The 25165-nt window shown below is 59.5% G+C and carries 21 protein-coding genes; 8 read left to right on the plus strand and 13 right to left on the minus strand.

Annotation, left to right across the window (positions count from 1 at the left end; translation table 11 throughout):
• Nucleotides 1-7: 7 nt before the first annotated feature.
• Both IMW75_RS06560 and IMW75_RS06565 read right to left on the minus strand, forming a co-directional pair.
• Nucleotides 8-1837 carry a bifunctional diguanylate cyclase/phosphodiesterase gene (locus IMW75_RS06560; RefSeq protein WP_205892138.1) on the minus strand — a complete coding sequence of 610 codons (1830 nt, stop codon included), beginning with the start codon at nt 1835-1837 and terminating at the stop codon, nt 8-10.
• A gap of 130 nt (nt 1838-1967) precedes the next feature.
• Nucleotides 1968-4049: a carboxy terminal-processing peptidase gene (locus tag IMW75_RS06565; RefSeq protein WP_177328527.1), complete on the minus strand. Its 2082-nt coding sequence runs from the start codon at nt 4047-4049 to the stop codon at nt 1968-1970.
• Nucleotides 4050-4188: 139 nt separating this feature from the next.
• Here IMW75_RS06565 and IMW75_RS06570 point away from each other — a divergent pair, with 139 nt between their 5' ends.
• Entirely contained in the window at nt 4189-5151 is a 963-nt protein-coding gene (locus IMW75_RS06570; protein WP_205892139.1) for a zinc-binding dehydrogenase, read from the plus strand.
• Nucleotides 5152-5322: 171 nt separating this feature from the next.
• On the opposite strand, the gene IMW75_RS06575 is transcribed toward IMW75_RS06570, so the two are convergent.
• From IMW75_RS06575 to IMW75_RS06600, 6 genes are all read right to left on the minus strand, one after another.
• Entirely contained in the window at nt 5323-5976 is a 654-nt protein-coding gene (locus IMW75_RS06575; RefSeq protein WP_045058073.1) for an HAD family hydrolase, read from the minus strand.
• A gap of 34 nt (nt 5977-6010) precedes the next feature.
• Nucleotides 6011-7000, minus strand: coding sequence for an ABC transporter ATP-binding protein (locus IMW75_RS06580; protein ID WP_045058074.1), 990 nt, complete (start codon nt 6998-7000; stop codon nt 6011-6013).
• Nucleotides 6997-7797 (minus strand): ABC transporter permease, encoded by an 801-nt coding sequence (locus tag IMW75_RS06585; RefSeq protein WP_045058075.1) that lies wholly within the window; start codon nt 7795-7797, stop codon nt 6997-6999. The genes IMW75_RS06580 and IMW75_RS06585 overlap by 4 nt, the downstream gene beginning before the upstream one ends.
• Complete coding sequence (locus tag IMW75_RS06590; RefSeq protein WP_045058076.1) at nt 7784-8629, minus strand: ABC transporter permease; 846 nt, start codon at nt 8627-8629, stop codon at nt 7784-7786. Before IMW75_RS06590 ends, IMW75_RS06585 begins: the two co-directional genes overlap by 14 nt.
• Nucleotides 8626-9432: an alkaline phosphatase family protein gene (locus tag IMW75_RS06595; RefSeq protein WP_045058077.1), complete on the minus strand. Its 807-nt coding sequence runs from the start codon at nt 9430-9432 to the stop codon at nt 8626-8628. Before IMW75_RS06595 ends, IMW75_RS06590 begins: the two co-directional genes overlap by 4 nt.
• Before the next feature lie 119 nt (nt 9433-9551).
• Entirely contained in the window at nt 9552-10616 is a 1065-nt protein-coding gene (locus IMW75_RS06600; RefSeq protein WP_045058078.1) for an ABC transporter substrate-binding protein, read from the minus strand.
• A 339-nt stretch (nt 10617-10955) separates the two neighbouring features.
• Between IMW75_RS06600 and IMW75_RS06605 the strand changes: the two genes are divergently transcribed.
• Nucleotides 10956-11669 (plus strand): UTRA domain-containing protein, encoded by a 714-nt coding sequence (locus IMW75_RS06605; protein ID WP_205892140.1) that lies wholly within the window; start codon nt 10956-10958, stop codon nt 11667-11669.
• 29 nt (nt 11670-11698) lie between these two features.
• Here the strand turns inward: IMW75_RS06605 and IMW75_RS06610 are convergent, their stop codons facing one another.
• Nucleotides 11699-12466, minus strand: a complete 768-nt coding sequence (locus tag IMW75_RS06610; protein ID WP_045058080.1) for a DODA-type extradiol aromatic ring-opening family dioxygenase — start codon at nt 12464-12466, stop codon at nt 11699-11701.
• A 103-nt stretch (nt 12467-12569) separates the two neighbouring features.
• Between IMW75_RS06610 and IMW75_RS06615 the strand changes: the two genes are divergently transcribed.
• A complete protein-coding gene (locus IMW75_RS06615; RefSeq protein WP_045058081.1) occupies nt 12570-13226 on the plus strand; it encodes a thiopurine S-methyltransferase in 657 nt (218 codons plus the stop codon).
• A 121-nt stretch (nt 13227-13347) separates the two neighbouring features.
• Here the strand turns inward: IMW75_RS06615 and htpX are convergent, their stop codons facing one another.
• A complete protein-coding gene (gene htpX / locus IMW75_RS06620; protein ID WP_045058082.1) occupies nt 13348-14235 on the minus strand; it encodes a protease HtpX in 888 nt (295 codons plus the stop codon).
• A gap of 318 nt (nt 14236-14553) precedes the next feature.
• Nucleotides 14554-15765, minus strand: coding sequence for a pyridoxal phosphate-dependent aminotransferase (locus tag IMW75_RS06625; protein ID WP_008030363.1), 1212 nt, complete (start codon nt 15763-15765; stop codon nt 14554-14556).
• A 226-nt stretch (nt 15766-15991) separates the two neighbouring features.
• Here IMW75_RS06625 and msrB point away from each other — a divergent pair, with 226 nt between their 5' ends.
• The 3 genes from msrB (at nt 15992) to IMW75_RS06640 (ending at nt 18372) form a co-directional block, all read left to right on the plus strand.
• Nucleotides 15992-16387, plus strand: a complete 396-nt coding sequence (msrB, locus tag IMW75_RS06630; protein ID WP_045058083.1) for a peptide-methionine (R)-S-oxide reductase MsrB — start codon at nt 15992-15994, stop codon at nt 16385-16387.
• Between the two features lie 1044 nt (nt 16388-17431).
• Nucleotides 17432-17917 (plus strand): glutathione peroxidase, encoded by a 486-nt coding sequence (locus IMW75_RS06635; protein WP_205892141.1) that lies wholly within the window; start codon nt 17432-17434, stop codon nt 17915-17917.
• Nucleotides 17914-18372 carry a MarR family winged helix-turn-helix transcriptional regulator gene (locus tag IMW75_RS06640; RefSeq protein ID WP_045058085.1) on the plus strand — a complete coding sequence of 153 codons (459 nt, stop codon included), beginning with the start codon at nt 17914-17916 and terminating at the stop codon, nt 18370-18372. Before IMW75_RS06635 ends, IMW75_RS06640 begins: the two co-directional genes overlap by 4 nt.
• On the opposite strand, the gene IMW75_RS06645 is transcribed toward IMW75_RS06640, so the two are convergent.
• Nucleotides 18356-20677: a hybrid sensor histidine kinase/response regulator gene (locus IMW75_RS06645; protein ID WP_045058086.1), complete on the minus strand. Its 2322-nt coding sequence runs from the start codon at nt 20675-20677 to the stop codon at nt 18356-18358. The genes IMW75_RS06640 and IMW75_RS06645 overlap by 17 nt on opposite strands.
• A gap of 166 nt (nt 20678-20843) precedes the next feature.
• Between IMW75_RS06645 and IMW75_RS06650 the strand changes: the two genes are divergently transcribed.
• Together IMW75_RS06650 and IMW75_RS06655 are read left to right on the plus strand one after the other, a co-directional pair.
• Nucleotides 20844-21734, plus strand: coding sequence for a DUF815 domain-containing protein (locus IMW75_RS06650; RefSeq protein ID WP_205892142.1), 891 nt, complete (start codon nt 20844-20846; stop codon nt 21732-21734).
• Entirely contained in the window at nt 21731-22213 is a 483-nt protein-coding gene (locus tag IMW75_RS06655; protein WP_045058088.1) for a GAF domain-containing protein, read from the plus strand. The genes IMW75_RS06650 and IMW75_RS06655 overlap by 4 nt, the downstream gene beginning before the upstream one ends.
• Here the strand turns inward: IMW75_RS06655 and IMW75_RS06660 are convergent, their stop codons facing one another.
• Nucleotides 22214-25159 carry an HD domain-containing phosphohydrolase gene (locus tag IMW75_RS06660; protein ID WP_205892143.1) on the minus strand — a complete coding sequence of 982 codons (2946 nt, stop codon included), beginning with the start codon at nt 25157-25159 and terminating at the stop codon, nt 22214-22216.
• Nucleotides 25160-25165: the final 6 nt, after the last annotated feature.

Consider the following 25165-nt stretch of genomic DNA (forward strand, 5'->3'; position numbering starts at 1 on the left):
CACAGGTTTATGTGTCGTTTGCAAAATCCTTTACCAACACAGGTCCCTGTGGGAGCGGGCTTGCCCGCGAAGGCGCCCGCCCGGACATCACCAGACTATCAATCAAATACACGCTATACCCCGGTACATTCTTCGCATGATGCTTGGCCTGGGAGGCCATCTCCGCCAATTGACTCGCATCGAGTTGCGCGCATGCCTGAGGATGCAGGTGCACCACGCCAATCGACAATGACAGCAATGCAAATTCCTGGCGCACACCCTGCCGGTTTGGGGCGATAAAGCAGCCGGCCTCCAGGTGTTCGCTGCGGTAGAACCGCCGGCATTGGCTCTGGAAATCATCCACCAGCTGGTTCAAGCGTTTGCGCCAGTCTTCGGGTCCAAGTACCAGCAAAAAATCATCGCCGCCGATATGGCCAACGAAGTCGCGGGAGGGGTCCACGCGGTCATTCAGGCATTGCGCCAGGCACAGCAGCACTTCATCCCCACGACCGTAGCCATAGATGTCGTTGAAGGGCTTGAAGCTGTCGATGTCCACGTAACAGATCACCGAATCACGTTGCTGCTGGAGCAAACGAGTGAGGCACTGCTGGATTGGCACGTTGCCTGGTAGCAAGGTCAGCGGATTGGCGTAGCGGGCCTGCTGAATCTTCAGTTCGGTGATCAGCTTCAGCACGTCGATTACCCGGCCCAGGCCCAGGTAGCCGCCATCGAGGGTAATGATGAAATCCTCTTCGATGCGCTGCCGCGCCCTGCTGGTGATCAGCCGGCTGACCTGCTGCAGCGATTGGGTCATCTCCACGGCTAGAAAGTCATCGTTCATCAGGCGGCTGATCGGCTTGCGGGCAAACAGGTCTGTGGCGAAGGGCTTGAGCAATGCGTCCGAGAGGGAATGCCTGTGGACGATGCCACAGGGGTGGCCCTGGGCGTCCAGTACCGCCAGCGAGTTCAGGTTGGCCTGGCGGCGAAAGGCTTCCAGTACCGTGGCTGTCGGCGTCTCGCGGGCCACCGCCGGTTGTTCATTGAGCAAGGCGCTGAGGTCGCAACCTTCATCGTTCAGCGCCACGGTGCTGCTGTCGTGTTTGGGCAGCATTTTGCGCGCATCCCTCGGCGGTTGCTCCTGAGGGCGGCACAGCAGATAGCCCTGGACCAGGTCGACCCCCATCTCCGTCAGCACTGCAAGTTCTTCCGCCAGCTCGATGCCTTCGGCGATCACCTGCGCACGGGAGGCCTTGGCGATTTGCAGGATCGAGCCGACGAATTCGCGTTTGAGCGCGTCCTGATGGATACCGTCAATGAAGTGCCGATCGATCTTCACGTAGTCCGGGCGCAGTTCCGACCATAGCCGCAAGCTGGAATACCCTGCGCCCAGGTCATCCAGTGCGATGGAAAAACCCATGGCCCGATAATGATGCAACGCGGTTTGTAACAGCTGGAAGTCATCAGTCGGGGTTTGTTCGGTCAGCTCGATCACCACCTGGCTGGGCGGAATCCCGAAGTCCTGCAGCAACTGCAACGTGCGTCCGGGTTGATGCGCGGCTTCCAGTAGCGATTCCGGCGAGACGTTCAGGAACAGCTTGCCGGGGAGTTGCTGTTCATTGAAGCGTCGGCAGGCACTCTGGCGACAAGCGATCTCCAGCTCGCTCAGACGGCCTGCCTGGCGGGCCACGGCGAACAATGCGAGCGGGGAGTGCAGCGGGCTGTTGGAGGGGCCGCGACTGAGGGCTTCGTAGCCGATCACGCGTTTTTCCGAGAGGCACACAATTGGCTGGAACAGGCTGTGCAATCCACCCTGAGTCAATATTGAACCCAGTGCGCTCAGCTGTTCGGTTGTGGTCATGGCAATCTCTGGCAAAAAAAAAGGACCGGACGAGCGCTTGGTCAAGCGCGCTTCCGGTCCCGTATTTCACGACAGATTGATGACTATTTGATGACGCTCCGCAGAGCGTCGCCGTTATATCGCCATCATCCTAGTGCTTGGCCACCGCAGTATTGAGCTTCAGGTAGTCCAGCAGGATGCGACCGGTCTCGCTCAGATAAGCGTCGTCTTCCGGTTTGGTCTTGTCCGGCTCCGCCGCGAGGGCGTCTTCGTCTTCCTTCTTCAGCTCCTTGAGCGGCTCTTCGCCTTTGGCCTTGCGGCGGATGTTCTCCATCACCAGCTGCTTGTTTTCAATATCGGCGTGCTGGGCGCGGCGCTCGGCTTCATTAAGGCTGACGGTTTTTTCTTCCATCAGCTTCTGGGCCAGTGCCAGCTTGTCACGAATGAACACGAACTCGGCGTCCTTGCCCGAACGCAGGTCGTGCTCGGATTTGAGCTGCGCCAGGTAGGGCTTGAACGGGTCGGCTGCCGGCTTGATGGCGGGTTTGATGGTGTCCCACGGCATGGCCTCGGGCAGCGCGCTCTCACCGATTTCCTTGGTGTCGATGATCGACGGGTAGTCGATGTCCGGCAGAACGCCCTGATGCTGGGTGCTCTGGCCGGATACCCGGTAGAACTTCGCCAGGGTCAGTTTCAATTCGCCATGGTTCAGCGGCTGAATGGTCTGCACGGTGCCTTTGCCGAAGGTCTGGCCGCCGATGATCAGTGCACGGTGGTAGTCCTGCATGGCGCCGGCGAAGATCTCCGAAGCCGAGGCCGACAAGCGGTTGACCAGCAACGCCATCGGGCCTTTGTAGAAAGCGCCGGGGTTTTCGTCTTCCAGGACATCGACACGGCCATCGGCATTACGCACCAGGACGGTCGGGCCTTTGTCGATGAACAGGCTGGTCAGCTCGGTGGCTTCCTGCAGGGAGCCGCCGCCGTTGTTGCGCAAGTCGATGACCACGCCATCCACTTTCTCTTTCTGCAACTCGGTCAGCAGTTTCTTGACGTCACGAGTGGTGCTCTTGTAGTCCGGATCACCTGCACGGAAGGCCTTGAAGTCCAGGTAGAACGCTGGAATCTCGATCACTCCCAGCTTGTAGTCCTTGCCATCCTGCTTGAGGTTGAGGACCGACTTCTTCACCGCCTGGTCTTCAAGCTTCACCGCTTCGCGGGTAATCGGCACGATCCGGGTGGTCTGGTCATTCGGCGCATTGCTGGCTGGAATCACTTCCAGGCGCACCACGGTGCCTTTTGGACCGCGGATCAGCTTGACCACTTCGTCCAGGCGCCAGCCGACCACGTCGACCATTTCCTTGTTGCCCTGGGCAACGCCGATAATCTTGTCGGCGGGTGCCACCAGCTTGGTCTTGTCGGCCGGGCCAGCGGGCACCAGGCGCACGACTTTCACCTGGTCATTGTCGCTTTGCAACACGGCGCCGATGCCCTCGAGCGACAGGCTCATGTTGATGTCGAAGTTCTCCGCGTTATCCGGTGACAGATAATTGGTGTGCGGGTCGTAGGACATGGCAAAGGTGTTGATGTAGGCCTGGAAGATATCTTCCGCGCGGGTCTGGTCCAGACGCGCCAGTTGATTCTTGTAGCGCTTGGTCAGGGTTTCCTGGATTTGCTTGGAGTCCTTGCCCGCGATCTTCTGACGCAGCACTTCGTCCTTGACGCGTTTGCGCCACAGGTCGTCGAGCTCGGCAGTGGACTTGAGCCAAGGTGCGTCCTTGCGGTCGATCAGCAAGGTTTCCTTGGTCGTGAAGTCGATCTTGTCGACGCCCTTGTTCAACTCGGCAAGGGCAAAGTCCAGACGCGACTTGACGCGGTCCAGGTAGCGCTTGTAGATGGTGAACCCGGCGTTGAGGTCGCCGCTTTTGAGGAAGTCGTCGAACTGGGTCTTCCACTTGTTGAATTCGTTGATGTCGCTGGCCATGAAATAGCTGCGCGACGGATCCAGCAGCTTCAGGTAGCTGTCGTAGATGATCACCGAGCGCGCGTCGTCAAGCGGCGGCTTGCTGTAGTGATGGCGCTTGAGCAACTCGACGACGTTCAGGCTGGCGATCACTTCGTCACGATCAGGCTGAAGCTTGTCCCAGCTATTGGCTGCAAACGAATTGGTCGACATCGGCAGCAGGCCGATACCAATGACTAGAGCTAGGGCGGTGCTGGGGAAAAAATGCTTCATGCTGATTCGACGCGGGGACAATTGATCACGCATATTAGGCCGTCTTTGAAGTCGCCGGTTCCACGAGGGCCGGTCGCATAATGCAAGAAAGCCCGACGCTACAGCTACGGGCTCAGTCCAGACTCACTATGGAGGCACTGTGAAAGCATTGCAAGGCGTGGAAGGTCAAGTGGTATGGGCGCAGGTGCCCAGTCTTACCTGTGATGTAGGGCAAGTTCGCATTCAAGTGTCGGCTGCGGGACTCAATCGGGCGGATTTGCTACAGAAAGCGGGACTGTATCCACCCCCTCCCGGGGCCAGTCATGTGCTGGGGCTGGAGTGTTCCGGGATCATCAGCGAGGTCGGCGCGGGGTCTTCATGGCAGGTGGGTGATCGCGTCTGCGCGTTGTTGGCAGGGGGTGGGATGGCCGAAGAGGTGGTTGTCGACGGGCGGCATGTGCTGCCGGTCCCGGACGGATTGTCCCTGACCGAAGCGGCAGCGCTGCCTGAGGTTTACGCCACTGTCTGGCTGAATCTGTTTCAACTTGCGGCGCTCAAACCCGGTGAGAAAGTTCTGCTGCATGCCGGAGCGAGTGGAATCGGTTCAGCTGCCATTCAGCTGTGCAAGGCATTTGGCAACCCGTGCTGGGTCAGCGTCGGGTCGAAAGAGCGTTTGGCCTACTGCGAGGCTCTGGGAGCCCAGGGTGGGGTGATCCGTGGCGATGACCTGGACAGCCTGAGCGACCTGGGGCCGTTCGATGTCATCCTCGATCCGGTGGGGGGCAATTACGCAGCGCTGAATCTCAAGCTGCTGGCCAGTGATGGCCGCTGGGTCCTGATCGGCCTGATGGGCGGTCGGGAGGCCAAGCTGGACCTGGCCCAGGTGCTGGCCAAGCGCGTGCAACTGTTGGGTTCGACGCTGCGCGCCAGAGATGACCAGTTCAAGGCCGACCTGTTCAGCGACTTGAGTCAGCACGTCTGGCCGCTGTTTGCCGAAGGACGGTTAAGTCCGCAGTTGGCCAAGACTTTTGCGATCAAGGATGCCGAAGCGGCGTTTGCCGAGTTGGCGAGTAATACCGTGGCGGGAAAGGTGGTGCTGTTGATCGACGAGAGCCTCGCCTGACAACACGCGACCTTTGGGGGCAACGCTGAGCTTGTCGAAGCAAAGCTGAGCTTATGGAAGCGAAGCTGAGCTGTGGGAGCAAGGCTTGCCCGCGATGGGTTCGACTCGGCGTGCCAGCTTACCCGCGTTATCGTACCTCGCGGGCAAGCCGTGCTCCTGCAGGGTTTTGCGTTATTTCCAGAGATGGATCGGCCAGCCGGCTTTTTCGGCGTGCTCAAGCAACACCGGGTCCGGGTTCACCACGTGCGGGAAATCCACCTTGAGCAACAGCGGCAGATCGTTACGTGAGTCCGAATAAAAACTCGCGCCTTCCAGATTCTCTTCTTCGGCATCCAGCCATTCCAGCAACCGGGTGATCTTGCCTTCGCGGTAGGTCAGGGTGCCGACGGTGTGGCCGCTGTACACGCCATGTGCGACTTCCAGCTCTATCCCGAGAATCTCGTCAATGCCCAGGCGATCGGCAATCGGCCTGACCAGATGGGTGCCCGAGGCGGAAATCACCAGGATCCGGTCGCCTGCCTTGCGGTGGGCGGCGATGGCCTTGGTGGCGTCGCTGAAGATAATCGGCTCGATAAAATCCTCCACCCACGGTCCCACCAGATGATCGACCTCTTCGGGGGTGCGACCGATCATGGGTTCCAGGCTGAAGGTCATGTAATCCTCCATCCGCAGCTTGCCGTGGCTGTAAGCGTCCATCAGTTCGTTGTTCTGGCGCATGAACGACTCGGGATCGACCCAGCCCAGCCTGCCCATCTGTTCGCTCCAGAGGGTGGCGCAGTCGCCGTGAATCAAGGTTTCGTCCAGATCAAAAATTGCCAGGGCCATCAGTACGGTTCTCTCTTCAACATCAGCAAGGCCATCAGGCTACCTCACACAGGGCTGTCGGATCGATGGAAAGTGCCAGGCGCTGACCATCGGGGTGCAGATCCGCGGCTGAGCGGTTGAGCACATCCACCACCAGTTCCACGCCGCGTGCTTCGATCCGGTACCGAATCACGTTGCCTAGCAGGCTGTGGCTGCGCACTTGGGCATCCAGCGCGCCATTGAGGCTGAGCTCGATGGCTTCCGGACGAATGGCGATGCGTCCGGTGACCGGTCTTTGCAGCAGTTTCGAGGCACTGTCGGCATCCAGCAGGTTGTAGTTGCCGATGAAGCCGGCCGCAAATGCATCGACTGGCGCGGTGTACAGGGTTTCCGCGTCGCCGCTTTGTACGATCTTTCCCTGATTCATCAGGAATATTCTGTCAGACATCGTCAGGGCTTCTTCCTGGTCATGTGTGACAAAGATCGTGGTCAGGCCCAGTTCACGCTGGATCTGACGGATCTGTTCGCGCAAATGCTTGCGAATTCGCGCATCCAGCGCCGACAGCGGTTCATCGAGCAGTAACAACCGCGGACGCGTCACCAACGAGCGAGCGAGGGCGACTCGCTGGCATTGGCCGCCGGACAGCTGGTGGGGATAGCGAGCGGCGAAATCGTTCAACTCCACCAGCCCCAGCACTTCGGCGACGCGTTTGTGGCTGTCGTCGGCATTGACCTTCTGCATGCGCAGGCCGAATGCCACGTTTTGCTCCACGGTCATGTTCGGGAACAGCGCGTAGCTCTGAAACACCATGCCGATCCCGCGTTTTTGCGGGCTCATGGGCACCAGGTCGACACCGTCCAGCAAAATCTGCCCGCCATCTACCGGGGTCAGCCCGGCGATACAGCGCAACAGGGTTGATTTTCCGCAGCCCGACGGCCCAAGCAAGGTGACAAACTCGCCTTTGTGGATTTCGCAGTTGATGTCACTGAACACCGTGGTGCCTGCGTAATTTTTCTCCAGATGTTGGACGCTGACGTAGCTCATTCGCTTTTGTCCTTGTTCAAAATAGTGGCCACCCAGGTCAGAACCAGCACAAAAAAGAAGTAGGAAATGACCAGCGCACTGGTGAAGTGGCCGCTGCTGTTACGCATATTGTTGAGGTAGACCTGCAGGGTTTCGTAACGGGTGCCCACCAGGATGTTGGCGAACACGAACTCACCGAACAGGAACGAGAACGACAGCAGTAGTGCCACCATCAGACCTTTGCGCAGGTTCGGCAGGACAACCAGGAATGCCGCTTGCCAGGTGCTGGCGCCGAGCAATTGGGCGGCGTCCATCAGGTCGCGCAGGTTGATCGCCTGCAGATTGTTGGTGATTGCCCGGTACATGAAGGGCAGCGCCACGGTGAAGTAGCAGCCGATCAGGATCCACGGCGTACCGACCATTGCGAACGGGCCGGAACCATACAGCTGCAACAGCCCCACCGACGACACCACCGGCGGCACCGCGAACGGAAGCAGGATCAGGATGTTCATCAACGCGTCGAGTTTCGGGAAGTGGTAATGCACCACGAACAACAGCGGCAAGATCAGCACCACTGACAGGATCAGCGCACCGACGCACACCAGCAGCGACTGGCCGAATGCATGGAGGAAGCGCGGATCACTCCACAATTGCACGTACCATTTGAACGTGAAGCCGCTCGGCAGGATGGTCGCCGACCAACTGCTGGCGATTGAATAGATAAGGGTGCCGGCCAGAGGCAGCAACAGAATGGCAAACAGCAGGTACACCACAACCCGGTGGTAGATGCCGGCGGGACCCAGTTCAGCGCGAGACATGGTAGCTCCTCTTCAACAGCAACTGATGCACGATGGTCACCAGGGTCATCAACGCCACGAGTACCACGGCCAGGGCGCTGGCGAGGTTAGGGTCCAGGGAAATGTCGCCGGAAACCATGGCGGCGATACGGATCGGCAGTACGTTGAAGTTGCCGGTGGTCAGGGCGTAAACCGTGGCGTAGGCACCCAGCGCGTTGGCCAGCAGGATCACGAAGGTGCCTAGCAGCGCGGGCGTCAGCACCGGCAGGCCGATGTGGCGCCAGAATTGCCAGCCGCTGGCACCGAGCAGCGCCGCAGACTCGCGCCAGTCTTCACGCAGCGCATCAAATGCCGGATACAGCAGCAGCACACCGAGGGGAATCTGGAAGTAGGTGTAGAGAATGATCAGCCCGGTTTTCGAGTACAGGTTGAAATCCTGAATGATCCCGGCCTGCTTGAGCAGGATGGTGAAACTGCCGTTGAATCCCAGCAGGATGATGAACGCAAACGCCAGGGGCACGCCGGCAAAGTTGCTGGTCATGTTGGCGAAGGCGTTGACGAAGTTACGCAGCCTGGAATCGACCCGGCGCAGGGAGTAGGCGCCGAGCACCGCGATGATGATGCCGAATACGCTCGACCAGAAACTGATCTCGAGGCTGTACTGGATCGCCTGCAGATAGAACTTTGAATTGAAGATTTTCGTAAAGTTGGCAAGGCCCCAGCCAAACTCCTGTGATTCCAGGCTGTTGATCATGACCCACAGCAGCGGGGCAATCTGGAACACGATAAAGAACAGTGCAAAAGGCACCAGGCACAGGGCTGCCAACCATTTGCCACGAGTCATGGTGTTCATTTGAGCAGCTCCCGGCACACAGGTTTATCGTGGGCCACGCCCAGCAGCTCGCAGACCGTACCGCAGATCTCGATCTGTTTCGGCGCAGCACCGGCATCGAGGCTGAAGGCGTCGCCGAGCACGAACAGCGGTACTTCGCGTTCTTCGGCCAACAGGCCGTTGTGCGATCGGTCATTGTTCATGCCGTGATCGGCGGTCACCAGTACCTGGTAGCCCGCGTCGAGCCAGCCTTGCAGGTAGTCGGCGAGAATGATGTCGGCGGAGCGGGCGCTGTTGCGGTATTGCGCGGAGTCGAGGCCGTGCTTGTGCCCGGCGTCGTCGATGTTCATCGGGTGGACCAGCAGGAAGTTTGGCGAGTGGCGCTGGCGCAGGTGTTCGGCGTCGGCAAACAGGTGTGAATCGGGGTAGTGGTCATTCCAGTAGAAATGCGCATGCTGGATCGGCAGGTCGGGATCGTCGGTGTGACGGTCCCGGGCGGCCACGAACGGTGATCGGTTGTACAGCTCACTGACCCAGTGATAGGCCGCCGCCGCAGTCTTGAGCCCGGCGTCGCGTGCGTAGTGATAGATGCTGCGCTGACTGGACAGGCGCGAGACATTGTTATGAACGATACCGCTGTCAATTGGCGTGACGCCGGTCAGGATGCATTCGTAAAGCGGACGGGACAACGCCGGCAATTCGCACTCCAGCTTGTAGAGCGCCGCGCGTCCTGCGCCGACGTACGCCTGCAGGTGCCCCATGGCGTGGCGAGCAACCTCATGGTTGAGGCCGTCGAGCACGACAAGGATGACGTTGTGGTTCATAGGGGCGATGACTCCAGAATCATTGCTGAACGGTGCAGGAGCTGCCAAAGGCTTTGATCTTTTGATGTTGCTTGAAAAAACAAAGATCGCAGCCTGCGCCAGCTCCTACGGATGCAGCATTACTGCATGTTGATAATCACTTCTTCCTGCCACTTCTGCGGCAGCGACTTGGAGGTTTTTTCCCACGCATCTGCGTCCTTGATCGGCGTCACGCCTTTGTACTGTTCGTTCGGCAACAGCTTGGCTTTGACGTCATCCGGCAGCTTCACGTGTTCGGCGCGGATCGGGCGGGCGTTGCCGCGTGCCAGGTTGGTCTGGCCGGCGTCGCTGAAGATGTATTCGCGGGTCAGTTTGGCCGCATTAGGGTTTTTCGCGTATTTGTTGATGATGGTGGTGTAGCCGGAAATGACCGAGCCATCGGAAGGGATCAGCACGGTGTAATCATCCGGATTCGCCATCTTGGCCTTGTAACTCAGGCCGTTGAAATCCCAAACCACGCCGACTTCGATCTCGCCCTTTTCCATGGTGGCAATGGTCGGGTTAGCCATCGACAGGCGGCCTTGCTTGGCAATGTCGGCAAACATCAGCAGGGCTGGCTGGATGTTCTTCTCGTCACCCCCGTTGGCCAATGCGGCAGCCAGGACACCGTTGGCCGCCTGGGCCGCAGTGCTGACGTCGCCAATGGAGACCTTGTACTTGCCGCTCTTGAGATCGGCCCACTTGGTCGGTGCTTCGGAACCGTGCAGCAGTTTTTTGTTGATGATGAAGGCGATGGTTCCGGTGTAGGCCAGCGCCCAGTTGCCATCCTTGTCCTTGGCCCAGTCCGGCACCTGGTCCCAGGTCGTTGGTTTATACGGTTGCACCACGCCTTGCTTGACTGCGATAGGCCCGAAAGCTGCACCTACGTCACCGATGTCCGCGCTGGCGTTATCTTTTTCGGCGGCGAATTTGGCGATTTCCTGCGCGGAACTCATGTCGGTATCGATGTGTTTCAGGCCGTAGGTCTTGGCCAGGTCATCCCAAGTGCCTTTCCAGTTGGCCCAGTCATCGGGCATGCCGACGCTGTTGACTGTGCCTTCCGCTTTCGCTGCGGCCTCAAGGGTTTTCAAATCATCAGCCGCCATGGCGGCGGTGCACATGGCAATGGTCGAGCCTAACAGTGATGCCAGGAAAAGCTGTTTCATCCGAAGCTCCTTTGGGCGTTTTCAACGCTGCGATTGCGGTTGTGTTGGTCTAGGTCAGCAATACCTGAGCCAATCTAGGCGGTCTGGATGACATTTTGATGTCGATGAGTGGCCTGCCCAAATTTCCTGTAGGGGAACACTCAGGCTGCAAAGTAAGCGTAGACCATGGCTAAGAGGCTGATATGAAAGGACATGGCCGTAATATTGCAGGCAACGTTCAACACCGTTCGGCACGTTTGTCATCCACCAGTCACATGCAGGGCCTAGGCTACTTGGAGGGTAAACCAATGCAGGTTCCGCCCCGAAACAGTGCTGGTCTAGTCCAGATAGGTAACGTTGATGCGCGTCGAGACCACCAAAGCGGTGACAGCCATAGGGCAGGTGCTACAGGAACAGCTCGATCACGGGCTGTTGGCGCCCGGAAGCAAACTGCCAGCGGAGCGCAAGCTCAGTGAGTTGTTCGGTACCACCCGAATTACCGTGCGCGAGGCGTTGTTGCAACTGGAGGCACAAGGGCAGATCTATCGCGAGGAACGCCGGGGCTGGTTCGTCTCGCCACCACGCCTGGCCTATAACCTGATGCAACGCAGTCACTTTCACGCAATGGTCAGCGCCCAGGGCCGGGTGCCGTCCACCGAGGTGATTAGCGCTCGCCTGCAACCGGCGTCAGCGGCGGTCTGTGCCTGGTTGCAGTTACCCGCACTGTCCAGCGTGATCCAGATCTGCCGGGCGCGGCGCATTGACCAGCGGCTGGTGCTGTACGTCGAGCACTATCTGAACCCACGGTTTTTCCCGGGAATACTCGACTTCGACCTGAATCAGTCCATTACCGAACTGTACGCCCGGCATTACGACCTGCACTACGGCAGGGTACGTTTTGAAATCGTGCCGACGGCGCTCTCCGTGGACGCTTCGGCAGCGCTGCGAGTGTCGGTGGGTAGCCCGGGATTGCGTATTGCCCGGGTCAACTACGACCAGCACGAGCGACTGATCGATTGCGACCTGGAATTCTGGCGACACGATGCCATTCACGTGGGCGTCGATGTCACCTGAGCCAGGTCGCCGGCGGTTGCAACAGCTCTTTATCCGAATCGATAGATGTCCATGCCCAAGGCGCCCATGGTGAAGCCCTTGTGGCTGACGCTGAACGGACCTCCGGCAGCGCGAGCGAAATACAACGGCAGCAGGTGTTCATCGCTGGGATGGTTACGCACGGCATTTGGCGCCTGGCGGCGGTAATCATGCAGCGCGGCTTCATCGTTGGCAGAGAGTTTCTCGATCATCCATTCACGGAACGCTTCGGCCCAGGGCTCCACGCTTTCCGGGCCGGCGTGCCAGTCCAGTTCACCGAGGTTATGGGTGATGCTGCCTGACCCGATCAACAGCACCCCTTGTTCACGCAGGCTGGAGAGGGCGTGTCCGACCTGAGTCTGCAACGCGGGGCCGCCCCGTGTGGGCAGAGAGACCTGTACCACCGGGATGTCGGCCTGCGGGTACATCAGCGAAAGCGGTACCCAGACACCGTGGTCAAACGGCCTTTTGGCATCGATGCGAGCGGGCAAGTCGGCGCATTTGAGCAGGTCGACTACCTCCACCGCCAGCTGCGGATCACCGGGCGCGGGGTATTGCACTTCGAACAGCGCCTTGGGGAAACCGCCGAAGTCGTGCCAGGTGTCCGGATGCGGATTAGCGCTGACCAGCAGTTCATTGCTCTCCCAATGCGCCGAGACAATCACGATCGCCCTGGGTCGCGGCAATTGGGCCGCAAGCCTCGCCAGTGCGGGGCCGCTGGCGCCCGGTTGCAGCGCCAGCATGGGGGAGCCGTGGGATATATACAGGCTGGGGAACATGTAGGAGCTCCTGAGAGTTAAGATGGGCTCATCTTCAGTCAGATCATTGATCTAAATCTAATATAAGTTTTAGGGTGTTTTGATCGAATTTTCGGGGTTATTTATGCAGCCGGAGTTTTGGCACAAGCGTTGGCAGTCAGATCAGATCGGCTTCCATCTGCGGGAAGTGAATCCTTATCTGCAACGGTTCTGGCCACAATTGGACCTGGAAGAGGGCGCTCGCGTGTTGGTGCCGTTGTGTGGAAAAAGTCTGGATTTGCTGTGGCTTGCTCATCAGGGCCATGAAGTACTGGGGATTGAACTGTCGGAAAAGGCCGTTGAGGACTTCTTCAGCGAGCATCAGTTTGATCCTGATGTCAGTGAACAGGGGCCGTTCAAGGTTTATCGCGCCGGTTCGATCGAACTGTGGTGCGGGGACTTTTTCGAGTTGACTGCAGGGGATGTGGCCGACTGCGCCGGTCTGTACGACCGTGCTGCGCTGATTGCGCTGCCACCCGCCATGCGCGAGCAGTACGCGGCGCACCTGAACCGCATACTGCCGAAGGACGCGATGGGGTTGCTGATAACCCTCGATTACGATCAGACGCAAAAGGACGGACCGCCGTTCGCTGTGCTTGATGATGAGGTACGGCACTTGTTCGGCAACTTCTGGGCGCTGAAGATCCTGGAAGATCAGGATGTGCTGGGTGAGAGCTGGAAATTTATCGAGAGTGGCGTGACGCGCCTTGAAGAGCGGGTTTATCGGGTTTCTGCCCGGTAAGAAAGCTGTCTGCGCTGGCGTTTCGTGAGCAGGCTCACTCTTACATAAGCTCAGCAGCACAAATCAGGACAGACAAAAAAGGCCCGCATCTGTGCGGGCCTTTCTGTTTTAGCGCAACCTGTCAGCCGCGACGACGCAGTGCGTCGATACGCTCTTCCAGCGGCGGGTGGCTCATGAACATGCGAGCGAACCCTTGCTTGATGCCGCCGTTGATACCGAATGCATTCAGCGTGTCCGGCATATGTACTGGCAACCCCTGTTCAGCCCGCAGGCGTTGCAAGGCACCAATCATCGCGCTGGTACCCGCCAGGCGGGCACCGGCTTCGTCTGCACGGAATTCGCGTTTACGCGAGAACCACATGACGATCGAGCTGGCCAGGATGCCCAGCACCAGTTCGGCAAAGATGGTCGCGATGTAATACGCGATACCCTGGCCTTCTTCGTTCTTGAAAATCACTTTGTCTACGAAGTTACCGATGATTCGCGCAAAGAACATCACGAAGGTGTTCACCACACCCTGGATCAGTGCCAGGGTGACCATGTCGCCGTTGGCAACGTGACCAATTTCGTGGGCCAGAACGGCTTTGACCTCATCCGGCGAAAAGCGCTCCAACAGGCCTTGGCTGACCGCAACCAGTGCATCGTTCTTGTTCCAGCCGGTGGCGAAGGCGTTGGCCTCATAGGCCGGGAAAATACCGACCTCGGGCATCTTGATCCCGGCTTCCCGGGACAGTTGCTCCACCGTTTGCAGCAGCCATTGCTCGTGACGTGTGCGCGGCTGGGTAATGATCTGGGTGCTGGTGCTCATCTTCGCCATCCACTTGGAGATGAACAGCGAGAACAGGGAACCGGCAAAACCAAAGACCGCACAGAAGATCAGCAGCTGATTGAGGTTGAGATCAACCCCGTTGGCCGCCATGAACCCGTTGAAGCCGAAAAGGCTCAGGGTGATGCTGGCAATCAGCACGACCGCCAGGTTAGTGGCCAAAAACAGCAGGATGCGCATCATGGTTGTAGAAATCTCCTCAAGCTAAAGATGTAGCGTACTGCGGGGTATATAAGGTGCTGCAACGGGCTATTCAACCGGGTGACTATTTCAAACTGTGTCCTACGGCAAAAGACTAGCTGTTTGAAGGACGCTTGCGACTCGGTCTGATGAAATTCCTGTAGGGCATTTCCGAGGTCCGGGCCCCGTCGTTGTTAGACCGCGGCCTGAAAACGCGTCCAGGTCTGTGAGCGCCTTAGCGTTGCAGGGTAGGGGGGGAATATGTATTGCTGAATTAGTCACCGTGCGACGGGAATGAAGGTCGCACGGTGACTGGCGGTGTTACTGGCGGTAGGACTTGAGGAAATTGCCGATGCGGCCTATGGCCATATCCAGGTCATCCACTCGTGGCAATGTCACCACCCGGAAGTGATCGGGCCATGGCCAGTTGAACGCCGTGCCTTGCACCACCAGCAGCTTTTCCGACAGCAGCAGGTCGAGCACGAATTTCTCGTCGTTGTGGATCGGGCAGACTTTCGGATCGATCCGTGGGAAGGCATACAGGGCACCCATCGGTTTAACGCAGCTTACGCCGGGAATGTCGTTGAGCAGCTCCCACGTACGGTTGCGCTGTTCCAGCAGTCGGCCCTGGGGCAGCACCAGGTCATTGATGCTCTGGTAGCCACCGAGAGCGGTCTGTATCGCGTGCTGGCTTGGCACGTTGGCGCACAGGCGCATATTGGCCAGCATGTCGATGCCTTCAATGTAGCTCTGGGCGTGGTGTTTCGGGCCGGAGATGGCAATCCAGCCGGAACGGAAGCCCGCCACGCGGTAGGATTTGGACAGGCCGTTGAACGTCAGGCACAGCAGGTCCGGCGCCAGGGACGCGGTGCAGATGTGCACGGCATCGTCGTAGAGGATCTTGTCGTAGATCTCGTCGGAGAAAACCACCAGGTTGTGCTGGCGGGCCAGTTCCAGCATGCCCAGCAGGACTTCTTTCGAATACACCGCACCGGTCGGGTTATTCGGATTGATGATCACCAGGGCCTTGGTGTTCGGCGTGATCTTGGCCTTGATGTCGGCCAGATCCGGCCACCAGTTGGCCTGCTCGTCGCACAGGTAATGCACCGGGTTGCCGCCCGAGAGGCTGACAGCCGCGGTCCACAGTGGGTAGTCCGGGGCCGGCACCAGCACTTCGTCGCCATTGTTGAGCAGGGCCTGCATCGACATCACGATCAGCTCGGAAACGCCGTTGCCCAGGTAGATGTCTTCAATGCCGACGCCTTCCACCTGCTTTTGCTGGTAGTACTGCATGACGGCCTTGCGTGCGCTGAACAGCCCTTTGGAGTCGCTGTAGCCCTGGGCGGTAGGCAGGTTGCGGATCACGTCCTGGAGAATTTCGTCCGGTGCTTCGAAACCAAAGGGCGCAGGATTGCCGATGTTCAGCTTGAGGATGCGATGGCCTTCCTCTTCCAGGCGTTTGGCGTGCTTGAGCACTGGGCCGCGAATGTCGTAGCAGACGTTGGCGAGCTTGTTCGATTTGCTGACCTGCATGGCGATGTGTTCCTGAAAATGAACGATCCAGGCGGCATATGAACTACCGTACTGGGAATCCTGCGTATTCACACAGGCCTGGCGCCTTGAAAGGCAGCACCCGTAAATCCGTTTGAATGCGCGTGGTCTGGCTGCCAGACTGGCGTTTGACGAGGCGCAATCATACGTGCCGCCCGATCCGTGGAAAAGGTACAGATCGGGCTTTTTCAGCTGCTGAGGTGTGACGATGGAAAAGTTGGAAAAAACCCTTGAAGAATGGAAGGCCATGCTCGATCCGGAGCAGTACAACGTTTGCCGTCTCAAGGGCACCGAACGTCCGTTTTCCGGCAAATACAATGGCACCAAAACTGATGGTGTCTATCACTGTATCTGTTGCAGCGAGCCGCTTTTTGATTCGAAGACCAAATTTGACTCAGGCTGCGGCTGGCCGAGCTTTTATGCGCCAATCGGTGACAGTGCGATGGTTGAGATTCGTGATGTGAGTCACGGGATGATTCGTACTGAGGTGGTGTGTGCCAAGTGCGATGCGCATTTGGGGCATGTGTTTCCGGATGGGCCGCCGCCGACCGGGTTGCGGTATTGCATCAATTCGGTGTGTCTGGAGCTTGTGCCTCGGGAATGACCTTGTGTGTTGATGTACATATCCGTTTCTGCGGTCAGGGCTGCTTAGGGTTCCGCCCTTACGGCGGGTCACTTTTGATAGAGCGCAAAAGTAACCAAAACGCTCTTGCCCCACCACTCGGCACCTCGCCTAGGCTCGGTGTGCCCGAACGCAGGCATTGCTCCGCGGGTCGCCGCGATGGGCCATCCCTGGCCCAGCGCGGCTAAACCGGCATCCTTGCCGGTTTCCCCGCTACGCAATGCCTGCGTTCGGCCAGCGTGGTTAACGGGGCGTCCGCGATCAAGAACCGGGCCGTGGCGGCCTTCGGGCCGACCAAGGCATCAAGCCGCCACGCTGCGCTTCTCTGATGTGCACTGCTTCCGGGCTGGTGTTGTACCTGTGGGAGCAAAGCTTGCCTGCCGGGCTGATGTTGTTTCTGTGGGAGCAAAGCTTGCTCGCGATAGCGGAGTGCCAGTCAGCATCAATGTTGGATGCGAAACCGTCATCGCGAGCAGGCTTTGCTCCTACAGGTATCAATCCCTCCACAGAGATGACTTTCCAGAGGGATCACTTTCCATAAAGTCCACTTTCCACAAATACCACCTCACAGCGCTCATTTCATATCCAGAAAAGGTGCACGACCCAACAAGCGAAGCGCGCCGGCGTGATGCCCTGGTCGGCCCGAAGGCCGCCACGGCGAGCTGTAGATTGCAGGCGCCCCGTTAACCACGCCGGCCGAACGCAGGCATTGCGTAGCGGGTAAACCGGCAAGGATGCCGGTTTAGCCGCGCTGGGCCAGGGATGGCCCATCGCGGCGACCCGCGGAGCAATGCCGGAGTGAGGGCACACCGAGCCTAGGCGAGGTGCCAAGTGGTGGGGCAAGAGCGCTTTGGTTACTTTCGCGCTTTTCGAAAGTGACCCGCCGTCAGGGCGGAACCATAAGCAGCCCAGACCAAAAAAACGGATCTGCCCACGTCCCAAAGAAACCAATACAAAATTAAATTGCACACAATTCAATTGCGAACTATTTTAAACAGGCCACCCCTAGACCCCCAGAGCCAAACGATGACCGACCCCCTGCTGACCATCCCCTGCACCACCATCACCGGCGAACAGAAAACCCTGGCCGACTACGCCGGCAAAGCCGTACTGGTCGTCAACACCGCCAGCAAATGCGGCTTCACCCCACAATACAAAGGACTCGAAGCGCTCTGGCAGACCTACAAGGATCAGGGCCTGGTAGTCCTGGGTTTCCCCTGCAACCAATTCGGCAAACAGGAACCCGGTAACGAAGGCGCGATCTCCGAATTCTGCGAACTGAATTTCGGCGTCAGCTTCCCGCTGTTCAAAAAAATCGAAGTCAACGGCGCCGGCGCCCACCCACTGTTCGTCCAGCTGAAAAAACGCGCCCCCGGGTTATTGGGTTCCCAAGGCATCAAGTGGAACTTCACCAAATTCCTGATAGGCAAAGACGGTCAACTGGTCAAGCGCTTCGCTCCGGCGACCAAACCGCAGGACCTGAGCCGCGAGATTGAAGCCCTGCTCAAATGAATCCGCCGTTCGACTCCCTGCAGCTCGACAGCCAGCTGTGCTTCAAGCTGTACGCCGCGTCCCGTGCGGTGATCCGGGCCTACAAACCAATGCTGGACCAGCTCGGGCTGACTTACCCGCAGTACCTGGCGATGCTGGTGCTGTGGGAATGGCAGGAAAAGGCCCCACAGCAGCCAACAGTCAAGGCCCTGGGTGAACGGCTGGCGCTTGATTCCGGGACTCTGACGCCGTTACTCAAACGACTCGAACAGCTGCAATTGGTCCAGCGCCAGCGTTCATTACGGGATGAACGCGAAGTGCACCTGAGCCTTACGGTTGCGGGCCAGGCGTTGCGTGATCGGGTCGCGCCGCTCAAGGCCCGGCTACTGTGCGACAGCGGCGTGGATCTGGATCGGCTGCATGATTTGCGTGAAGGGCTCGATCATTTGCTGGGGCAGATCAAGGCGTTGTCGTAGCCGGCATCCATGAATCCAGCAGGGCCGCCAGCTCTTCGCGGCGGAAGGGTTTGGCCAGGTAATCGCTCATGCCCGCGGCACGGCAGCGCTCGCGTTCCTCGGACATGGCATTGGCGGTCAAGGCCACAATAGGCAATTGTGGCCAGCGTCCGCTGCGACGGATTTGCCGACTGGCTTCATAGCCATCCATCACCGGCATGTTGCAGTCCATCAGCACCAGGTCGAACTCATCGTGCTCAAGCAGATCCAGGGCCTCGGCACCATGCGCGGCGACGATGACCTCGCAACCGAGCTTGCCCAGCATGCCCTTGGCTACCAGCTGATTGACCGGATTGTCCTCCACCAGCAGCACCCGCCCGCGGCGCTGGGGTGACAGCGTTTGCAGTCGCGCATCGTTGATCGTATTGATCTCAGGTTGCAGTACCCGTCGCAATGTCTGGAACAGTGCGTTTCGCGCCAGCGGCCGCGCCTGCTGTTGCAAAGGGGCGAGGGCGCTGGCCTGTTCGCTGGGCATGAAGCTGCCGTAGGCAGTCACCAGCAGGATCGGCGCAGTGCAGGCGGGGCGCAGGACAAACAGGCATTCGGGGCAATCGGTGATGACCACGTCGGGGTCCAGGCCGATCATCGAATCATCGATCGAGCGCTGTTGATACTCGAGCCCCCACACCGGCAACACGGTCTTGAGCAGCTCTGCCAGGCCGCTGCTGGCTGCCGTGATGGCAATGACCTTCCCCTGCAAGGGTGCAGGCGCCAGGGCGCGGGTGTGGCAGGGCAGCGGCAGGTCGGCGCAGAACTGGCTGCCAAACCCGGCCTCCGAACTGATGGACAGTCGTCCCTTCATGGCTTCGCACAGGTTGTAGGTCAAGGCCAGGCCCAGGCCGGTGCCGCCAAATTGTCGGGTAATGCCGGCACCCGCCTGGGTAAACGGCTGGAAAATCTTCACTTGGGCGTCCTGGGGGATACCGATGCCAGTGTCGCAGACTTCGATTCTGACGCCGTCCTTGAAGGTGCCGAGGCGCACATCGACGCGGCCGAAACGAGTGAACTTGAGCGCGTTGGACAGCAGGTTGCTGACGATTTGCCGAACCCGAGTCGGATCACCCAACACCAGTGCCGGAAACTGCGGATCGATCAGGCAGGTCAGTTCGACACTGGGCGCGGCGTTCTGGGACAGCAGGTTGGCAGTGTCCTCGACCAGCGCACCGAGGTCGAATGGAATGTGTTCGAGTTCGAGCTGGCCAGCGTCGAATTTCGACAGGTCGAGAATGTCGTTGAGCAGTTCCACCAAGACCTTGCCGGAGTCATGGGCGATGGACAGTTGTTGCTGCTGCTCAGCATTGAGCGGACCGTCCAGGGACAACGCGATCATCCCCAGCAGGCCATTGAGCGGCGTGCGGATTTCGTGGCTCATGTTGGCCAGAAACACCGAGCGCGCTTCCGCCATATCCAGGGCGGTGCTGCGGGCAATTTCCAGTTCCTGGTTGGACTGGCTGAGCCGACTGTTGATCGCCTTGAGCTCCGCAGTCCGGGCGGAGACGATGTTCTCCAGTTGCGCGAGGTAGTCAGTCAGGCGGTTTTCGGCATTGCGCCTTTGCTGGATTTCCGTGGCGATGTTCTCGAATTGCTGGTTGGCGACCTTGACCAGCACGCCGATTTCATCGTTCTGATGCCCCGCCGGGTACTCCAGCCAGGTCGGTTCGACGCTGCGTGGATCGCGGCCACTCAGTTCGCGGATAACGCGCACCAGCGGTTTGGTCAGCATCACATAGAACAGTGCGAGCAGGATGCCAGTCAGCAACAGGCTGCGGGCAAAACCATTGAGCAGCGTCACTTCGGCCCGGCGCAGAAAGCGGCTGCCGAATGCGTAGGTGTCGACGTCCAGGCGCAGGGTGCCGAGGGACTCGGCGGGCAAGTGATCCAGGTACAGGCGGTCTTCAAACTGACGTTCGGCGCCAAACATGAAGTCGCTGATCATCCGGTAATTGCTTTGCTGCCCGGGTCGCTTGACGTTGGCCAGTACCGTGCCGTTATTGTCGATCAATCGCGCGCCGATGATGGCGGGCGAACGCAACAGGCCCAAGGTCAGCTCCTGGGCGAGTTCTGCATCGATGTTATAGGCGATGCGCGAGGCCGGGTTATGGCTGATTTCCAGCAAAGACTGGATTTCCCGGTTGATGGAGGCATCTTCACTGGCATAATCGATGCCAATCTGCAGCAGGCTGAGCAGCGTGCCGAGAATGAAACCCACGACCACGGTCAGCCGGGCTTGTTTGTAAGACAGCCGGTTGGTGAATTTGATATCCATAGGGTGTTGAACCACTTCCGTTTCCCTTCGCTGCTCAAGCATAGTCGATGATGCATGGATACCGCTGTTGTCGCGAGCCCTCAAACATGGGTTGGGACAGGCACCTGGTCGTTGTGGATTATCGCTGTTGCGCAATCATTAATGTGAATGTGCCCAAGGAGAAGACGTGGATTCCCGATTGAATGCTTTCCTGGAGCGCGCCGATGCCGTTCTGGCCCGTATCGAACCGCTGCTGCCCGCACCCCGGCAGGCCATCGACTGGACCACTTGCCTGGCTGCGCGCTGGCAGCGCGAGGGGCGCAGCGGATTTCTACTGCCCCTGGAAGTCAGCCTCGACATGCGCTTGAGCGACCTGATCGGCGTCGATCGGCAGTTGGAGCAGTTGGGTCGCAACACTCAACAATTCCTCGATGGCATGCCCGCCAACCATGCGCTGCTGTGGGGCTCCCGGGGGACCGGCAAGTCCTCGCTGGTCCGGGCGCTGCTGGCCGAACATGCCCAGGCAGGCTTGCGCCTGATCGAGATCGAGCGCGATCACCTGGCGGACCTGCCCCGCGTGGTTGAACAGATCGCCAAGCTGCCCCAGCGGTTCGTGCTGTTTTGCGACGACCTGTCGTTCGAATCCGGCGAGGGCGATTACCGGGTGCTCAAGAGCGTACTCGACGGCTCCCTCGAGCAGGCCCCGGACAACGTATTGCTGTACGCCACTTCCAACCGCCGGCACCTGGTGCCGGAAAAGGAAAGTGACAACGAAAACTGGAAACGCGTCGACGGTGAACTGCACCCCAGCGAAGCGGTGGAAGACAAGATCGCACTCTCGGACCGCTTCGGCTTGTGGTTGTCGTTCTATCCGTTCACTCAGGAGCACTTCCTGAACGTGGTCGAACACTGGATCGGGCAACTGGCTGACAAGGCAGGCCTCAAATGGCAGCGTGACGAAGCGCTGGATATCCTCGCCGTGCGCTGGGCCACCGGACGCGGCAACCGCAACGGCCGTTGCGCCTATCAATTTGCCCGTTATTGGGTCGGATTAAAGCTGTTGGAGCACAAGGCATGATCGATTTACAACAGAGCGGCCAGGGCCTCGAAGGCTACGGCATGTTGCAGGCGCAATTGGAGTCGCTGCTGGCGGACGAGCGCGATTTCATTGCCAACGCAGCGCAATTTTCCGCGTTCCTGTTCAATCAGCTCGATGATTTGAACTGGGCCGGCTTCTATCTCAACCGTAACCATGAGTTGGTGCTGGGGCCGTTCCAAGGGCAGATCGCCTGCGTGCGCATTCCTTTCGGACGGGGTGTATGCGGGGCTGCGGCGGCGACTTTACAGACTCAGCGGGTCGAGGATGTTCATGCGTTTGCCGGGCATATCGCCTGCGACAGCGCCTCCAACAGCGAGTTGGTGGTGCCTCTGGTCAAGGACGGTCAGCTGATTGGCGTGCTCGATCTCGACAGTCCGAAACTGGCCAGATTTACCGCGCTGGACCAGGCGGGCATCGAGCAGTTGGCCGCGATTTTCCTGCGCCTGACCGATTGCTGATCACCCCTGCAAGCCTGCCTTGACCAGCAGGCTTGCAGTGTCTACCACATCAATCTGCTGTGGATCGAGGAATTGCTCTGCGTATTGCCGGTAGATTCCGGCATCGATGAACAATTCGAACAACTCGGGATCGATGTGCGCGTCCCGGCACATCGTCGCCATGATGCCCAGTGCTTCGCTCAAGGACTTGGCCTTCTTGTAGGGACGATCGGCGGCGGTCAGCGCTTCAAAGATATCGGCAATCGCCATCATCCGCGCCGGCAGGCTCATTTCTTCTCGCTTCAACTGCTTGGGGTAGCCGGTGCCGTCCATTTTTTCGTGATGGCCGCCGGCGATTTCCGCGACGTTGTCAAGGTGGCCGGGAAAGGGCAGGTGGCTGAGCATCAGTATCGTCTGCACCATATGGTGATTGATAATGTAGCGCTCCTCACGAGTCAGCGTGCCGCGGGCAATGCTCAGGTTGTACAACTCACCCCGGTTGTACTTGTAGCGGGGCACGTCGAGCTTGAAGCCCCAGGGATTTTCCGCAGGAATAAGCTCACTCTCTGCCCGCTCGAACAGATGCTCGGGTTTGTCCGCCAGCAGGGGTTCATTGACCGGCAGGATCGGCGCCGGGGTGCGCGCCTGACGGCGGTTCTCTTCCCAGGAAACTCCCAGGCGATCGTCCAGGGTGCGGTTCCAGGTGCGTTGCGCGAGGCTGCGCAGGCGCTGCAGATCATCTTCAGCCATGGCTTCGCTGCCCAGGTTGCAGCGGGCGATGAAGGCGAAGTCTTCATCCAGCGCCGCCAGGCTGGTCTCTCGCAAGTCAGCCAGTGGCTGCTCGTCTGCGCCCTGAGCCACGCCTTGCCAGTAATCGATCCAGGCGTCGCGCTTGAGCACTTCGAAACGGGTGCGGATTTCGTGGATACGGTCATTCAGGGTTTCAAGCTTGGTGGCTTTATCGACCACGTATTCCGGGGTCGTGACCTTGCCGCAGTCGTGCAGCCAGGCAGCGATGTGCAAGGCTTCCCACTCGTCTTCGGTCGGCTGGTAGCCTTTGAACGCCGGCGCCTGGCTGGCGGCAGCGGCTTGGGCGAGCATCAGGGTCAGCGCCGGCACCCGCTGGCAGTGGCCGCCGGTATAGGGACTTTTCGCGTCGATTGCACCGGCCAGCAGTTGAATGAACGAGTCCAGCAACTGTTTCTGTCTGGTTTGCAGGCGCTGGCTTTCGATGCTCACCGCCGCCGCTCCGGAAACCGCCTGCAGAAAGGCGATGCGATCCGGGCGCAGTTTTTCCAGGTCGCTCGGGTGGCCGCTGTCGGCCAGCAGCAGTACCAGCAGGCCCACCGTCTCGTTATGCCGGTTGCGCAGGCGAATGCCGATCAGGTGAACCCGCGGGCACTCCAACGCCAGCAGCACCTTGCGCCAATCCCCGGCCTCTTCGAACCCCAGACTGGTCACCATGGTGTCGACTTCCACCAGTTGCCCAAGCCAGGCAGGACTCTGCGCAGACTTCGGCTCGTGCGCCTGAACGTCGAATGTGGGCAAATCCTGGGACGCGCCGTCGATCACCAGGCCGAGGGGAGCGAAGCGGTCACCGTCATTTTCCCGCAAGTAGATCAGGCCGGCCTGGGCCTGGCCGATCTTTACCGTTTCAAACAGCACGCGCTCCAGCAGCGGGCCAAAGCGGGTCTCGGCGCTGAGGCTGTCGGTGATCTGGAAGAAACTGGCCAAGGTGTCTTTCATGCGCTCCATCGACACGCCCAACTGGTCCACTTCGAGTACCGGTGAACGCCTGACGGAGGGAAAATTAAAGTCGAAACTGCGAATAGCGTCAGCTTCCTGAACCAGCGCGCGCAGGGGGCGGACCAGTATTCGGGAGGTCAGCCATCCCAGCGGCAGGCACAACAGCAACGTCGCCAAGGTCACCAGCGCACCTTGCCAGCGCAGGCGATACGCATCGACGAGCAGTTCATCCTCGGGCACCAGCAAAGCCAGGTGCAATCCCTTTGGACCACCTTCCTGGATGCTGCTTTGGGCCACAATCCAGCGTCGACCACCGGCCTCCAGCCGATTGCCCGGCGCCTGGTTGTTCAGCAGGGCGCCGAGGCCCGGGCTCAAATCGGCCGCCTTGATCAAGCGGGCGCTCTGGTCGTCAACAATCAGCCTGCTGCTGTCGGGATAGGCAATGGCATTGCCCTGGGCGTCGAACAGCACGATTTCGGTTGCCGGGGTCACGACGTGTTTCGCCAGGGTGGCTGACAGTTCGGCCAATGTCAGATCGGCGCCCATGACTGCCTGTTCGCCACTGCGTCGGGCCAGCGTGGTGCCTACGTTGTGGGTGGAGAAGAACACGTAAGGCTCTGTGGTGATCTGTTCCTGCTCGCTGCGAGCGCTGGAAAACCAGGCGCGAGTCCGCGGATCGTAGTCGTCGTCGGGGTGGTCCAGACGGCCAAGGAGCCTCAGGTTGCGGTCAAAAAACAGTGATTGGGACCTGACCTGGCCGCTGCGGTCGCGCTCGATGCTCCAGACCTGGAATGCGGCGGCGTCCGGCGCCTGGGTGCGCGCTTTCAGGTCCGAGGTGCGCAAGGGCCGCACCATGAAGAAATCACCGTTGCCATAACCCAGATACAGCGATGCCAGGTCTGGATTGTCCGTAAGCGCCTGGCTCAAAGGCTTGAGCAAAGCCAGTCGCTGCTCGAGGTCTGTGGCCTGGGTGGCCGGGTAGTCCGCCAGCAGGCTCAACAGATGACGAATGGGTTGGTAGGTGGCGTGCAGGTCAAGCCGCACGTCCTGCTCGATCCGTTCGAAGAGCTTTTCACTGCTCGACAATATGATCTGGGTGGTCTGTCGATAGTTGAAGATCCCCAGCACTACGCCGGTCAGCAGCAACAGCAAGGTGAACATGACGCTGATATGGATATGCAACGGCAAACGCCGCGGATCCGGGCGCAGTGGGCTGGGCATTGCAGT

The sequence above is a fragment of the Pseudomonas gregormendelii genome, from assembly GCF_017114825.1.
Taxonomy (GTDB): domain Bacteria; phylum Pseudomonadota; class Gammaproteobacteria; order Pseudomonadales; family Pseudomonadaceae; genus Aquipseudomonas; species Aquipseudomonas gregormendelii.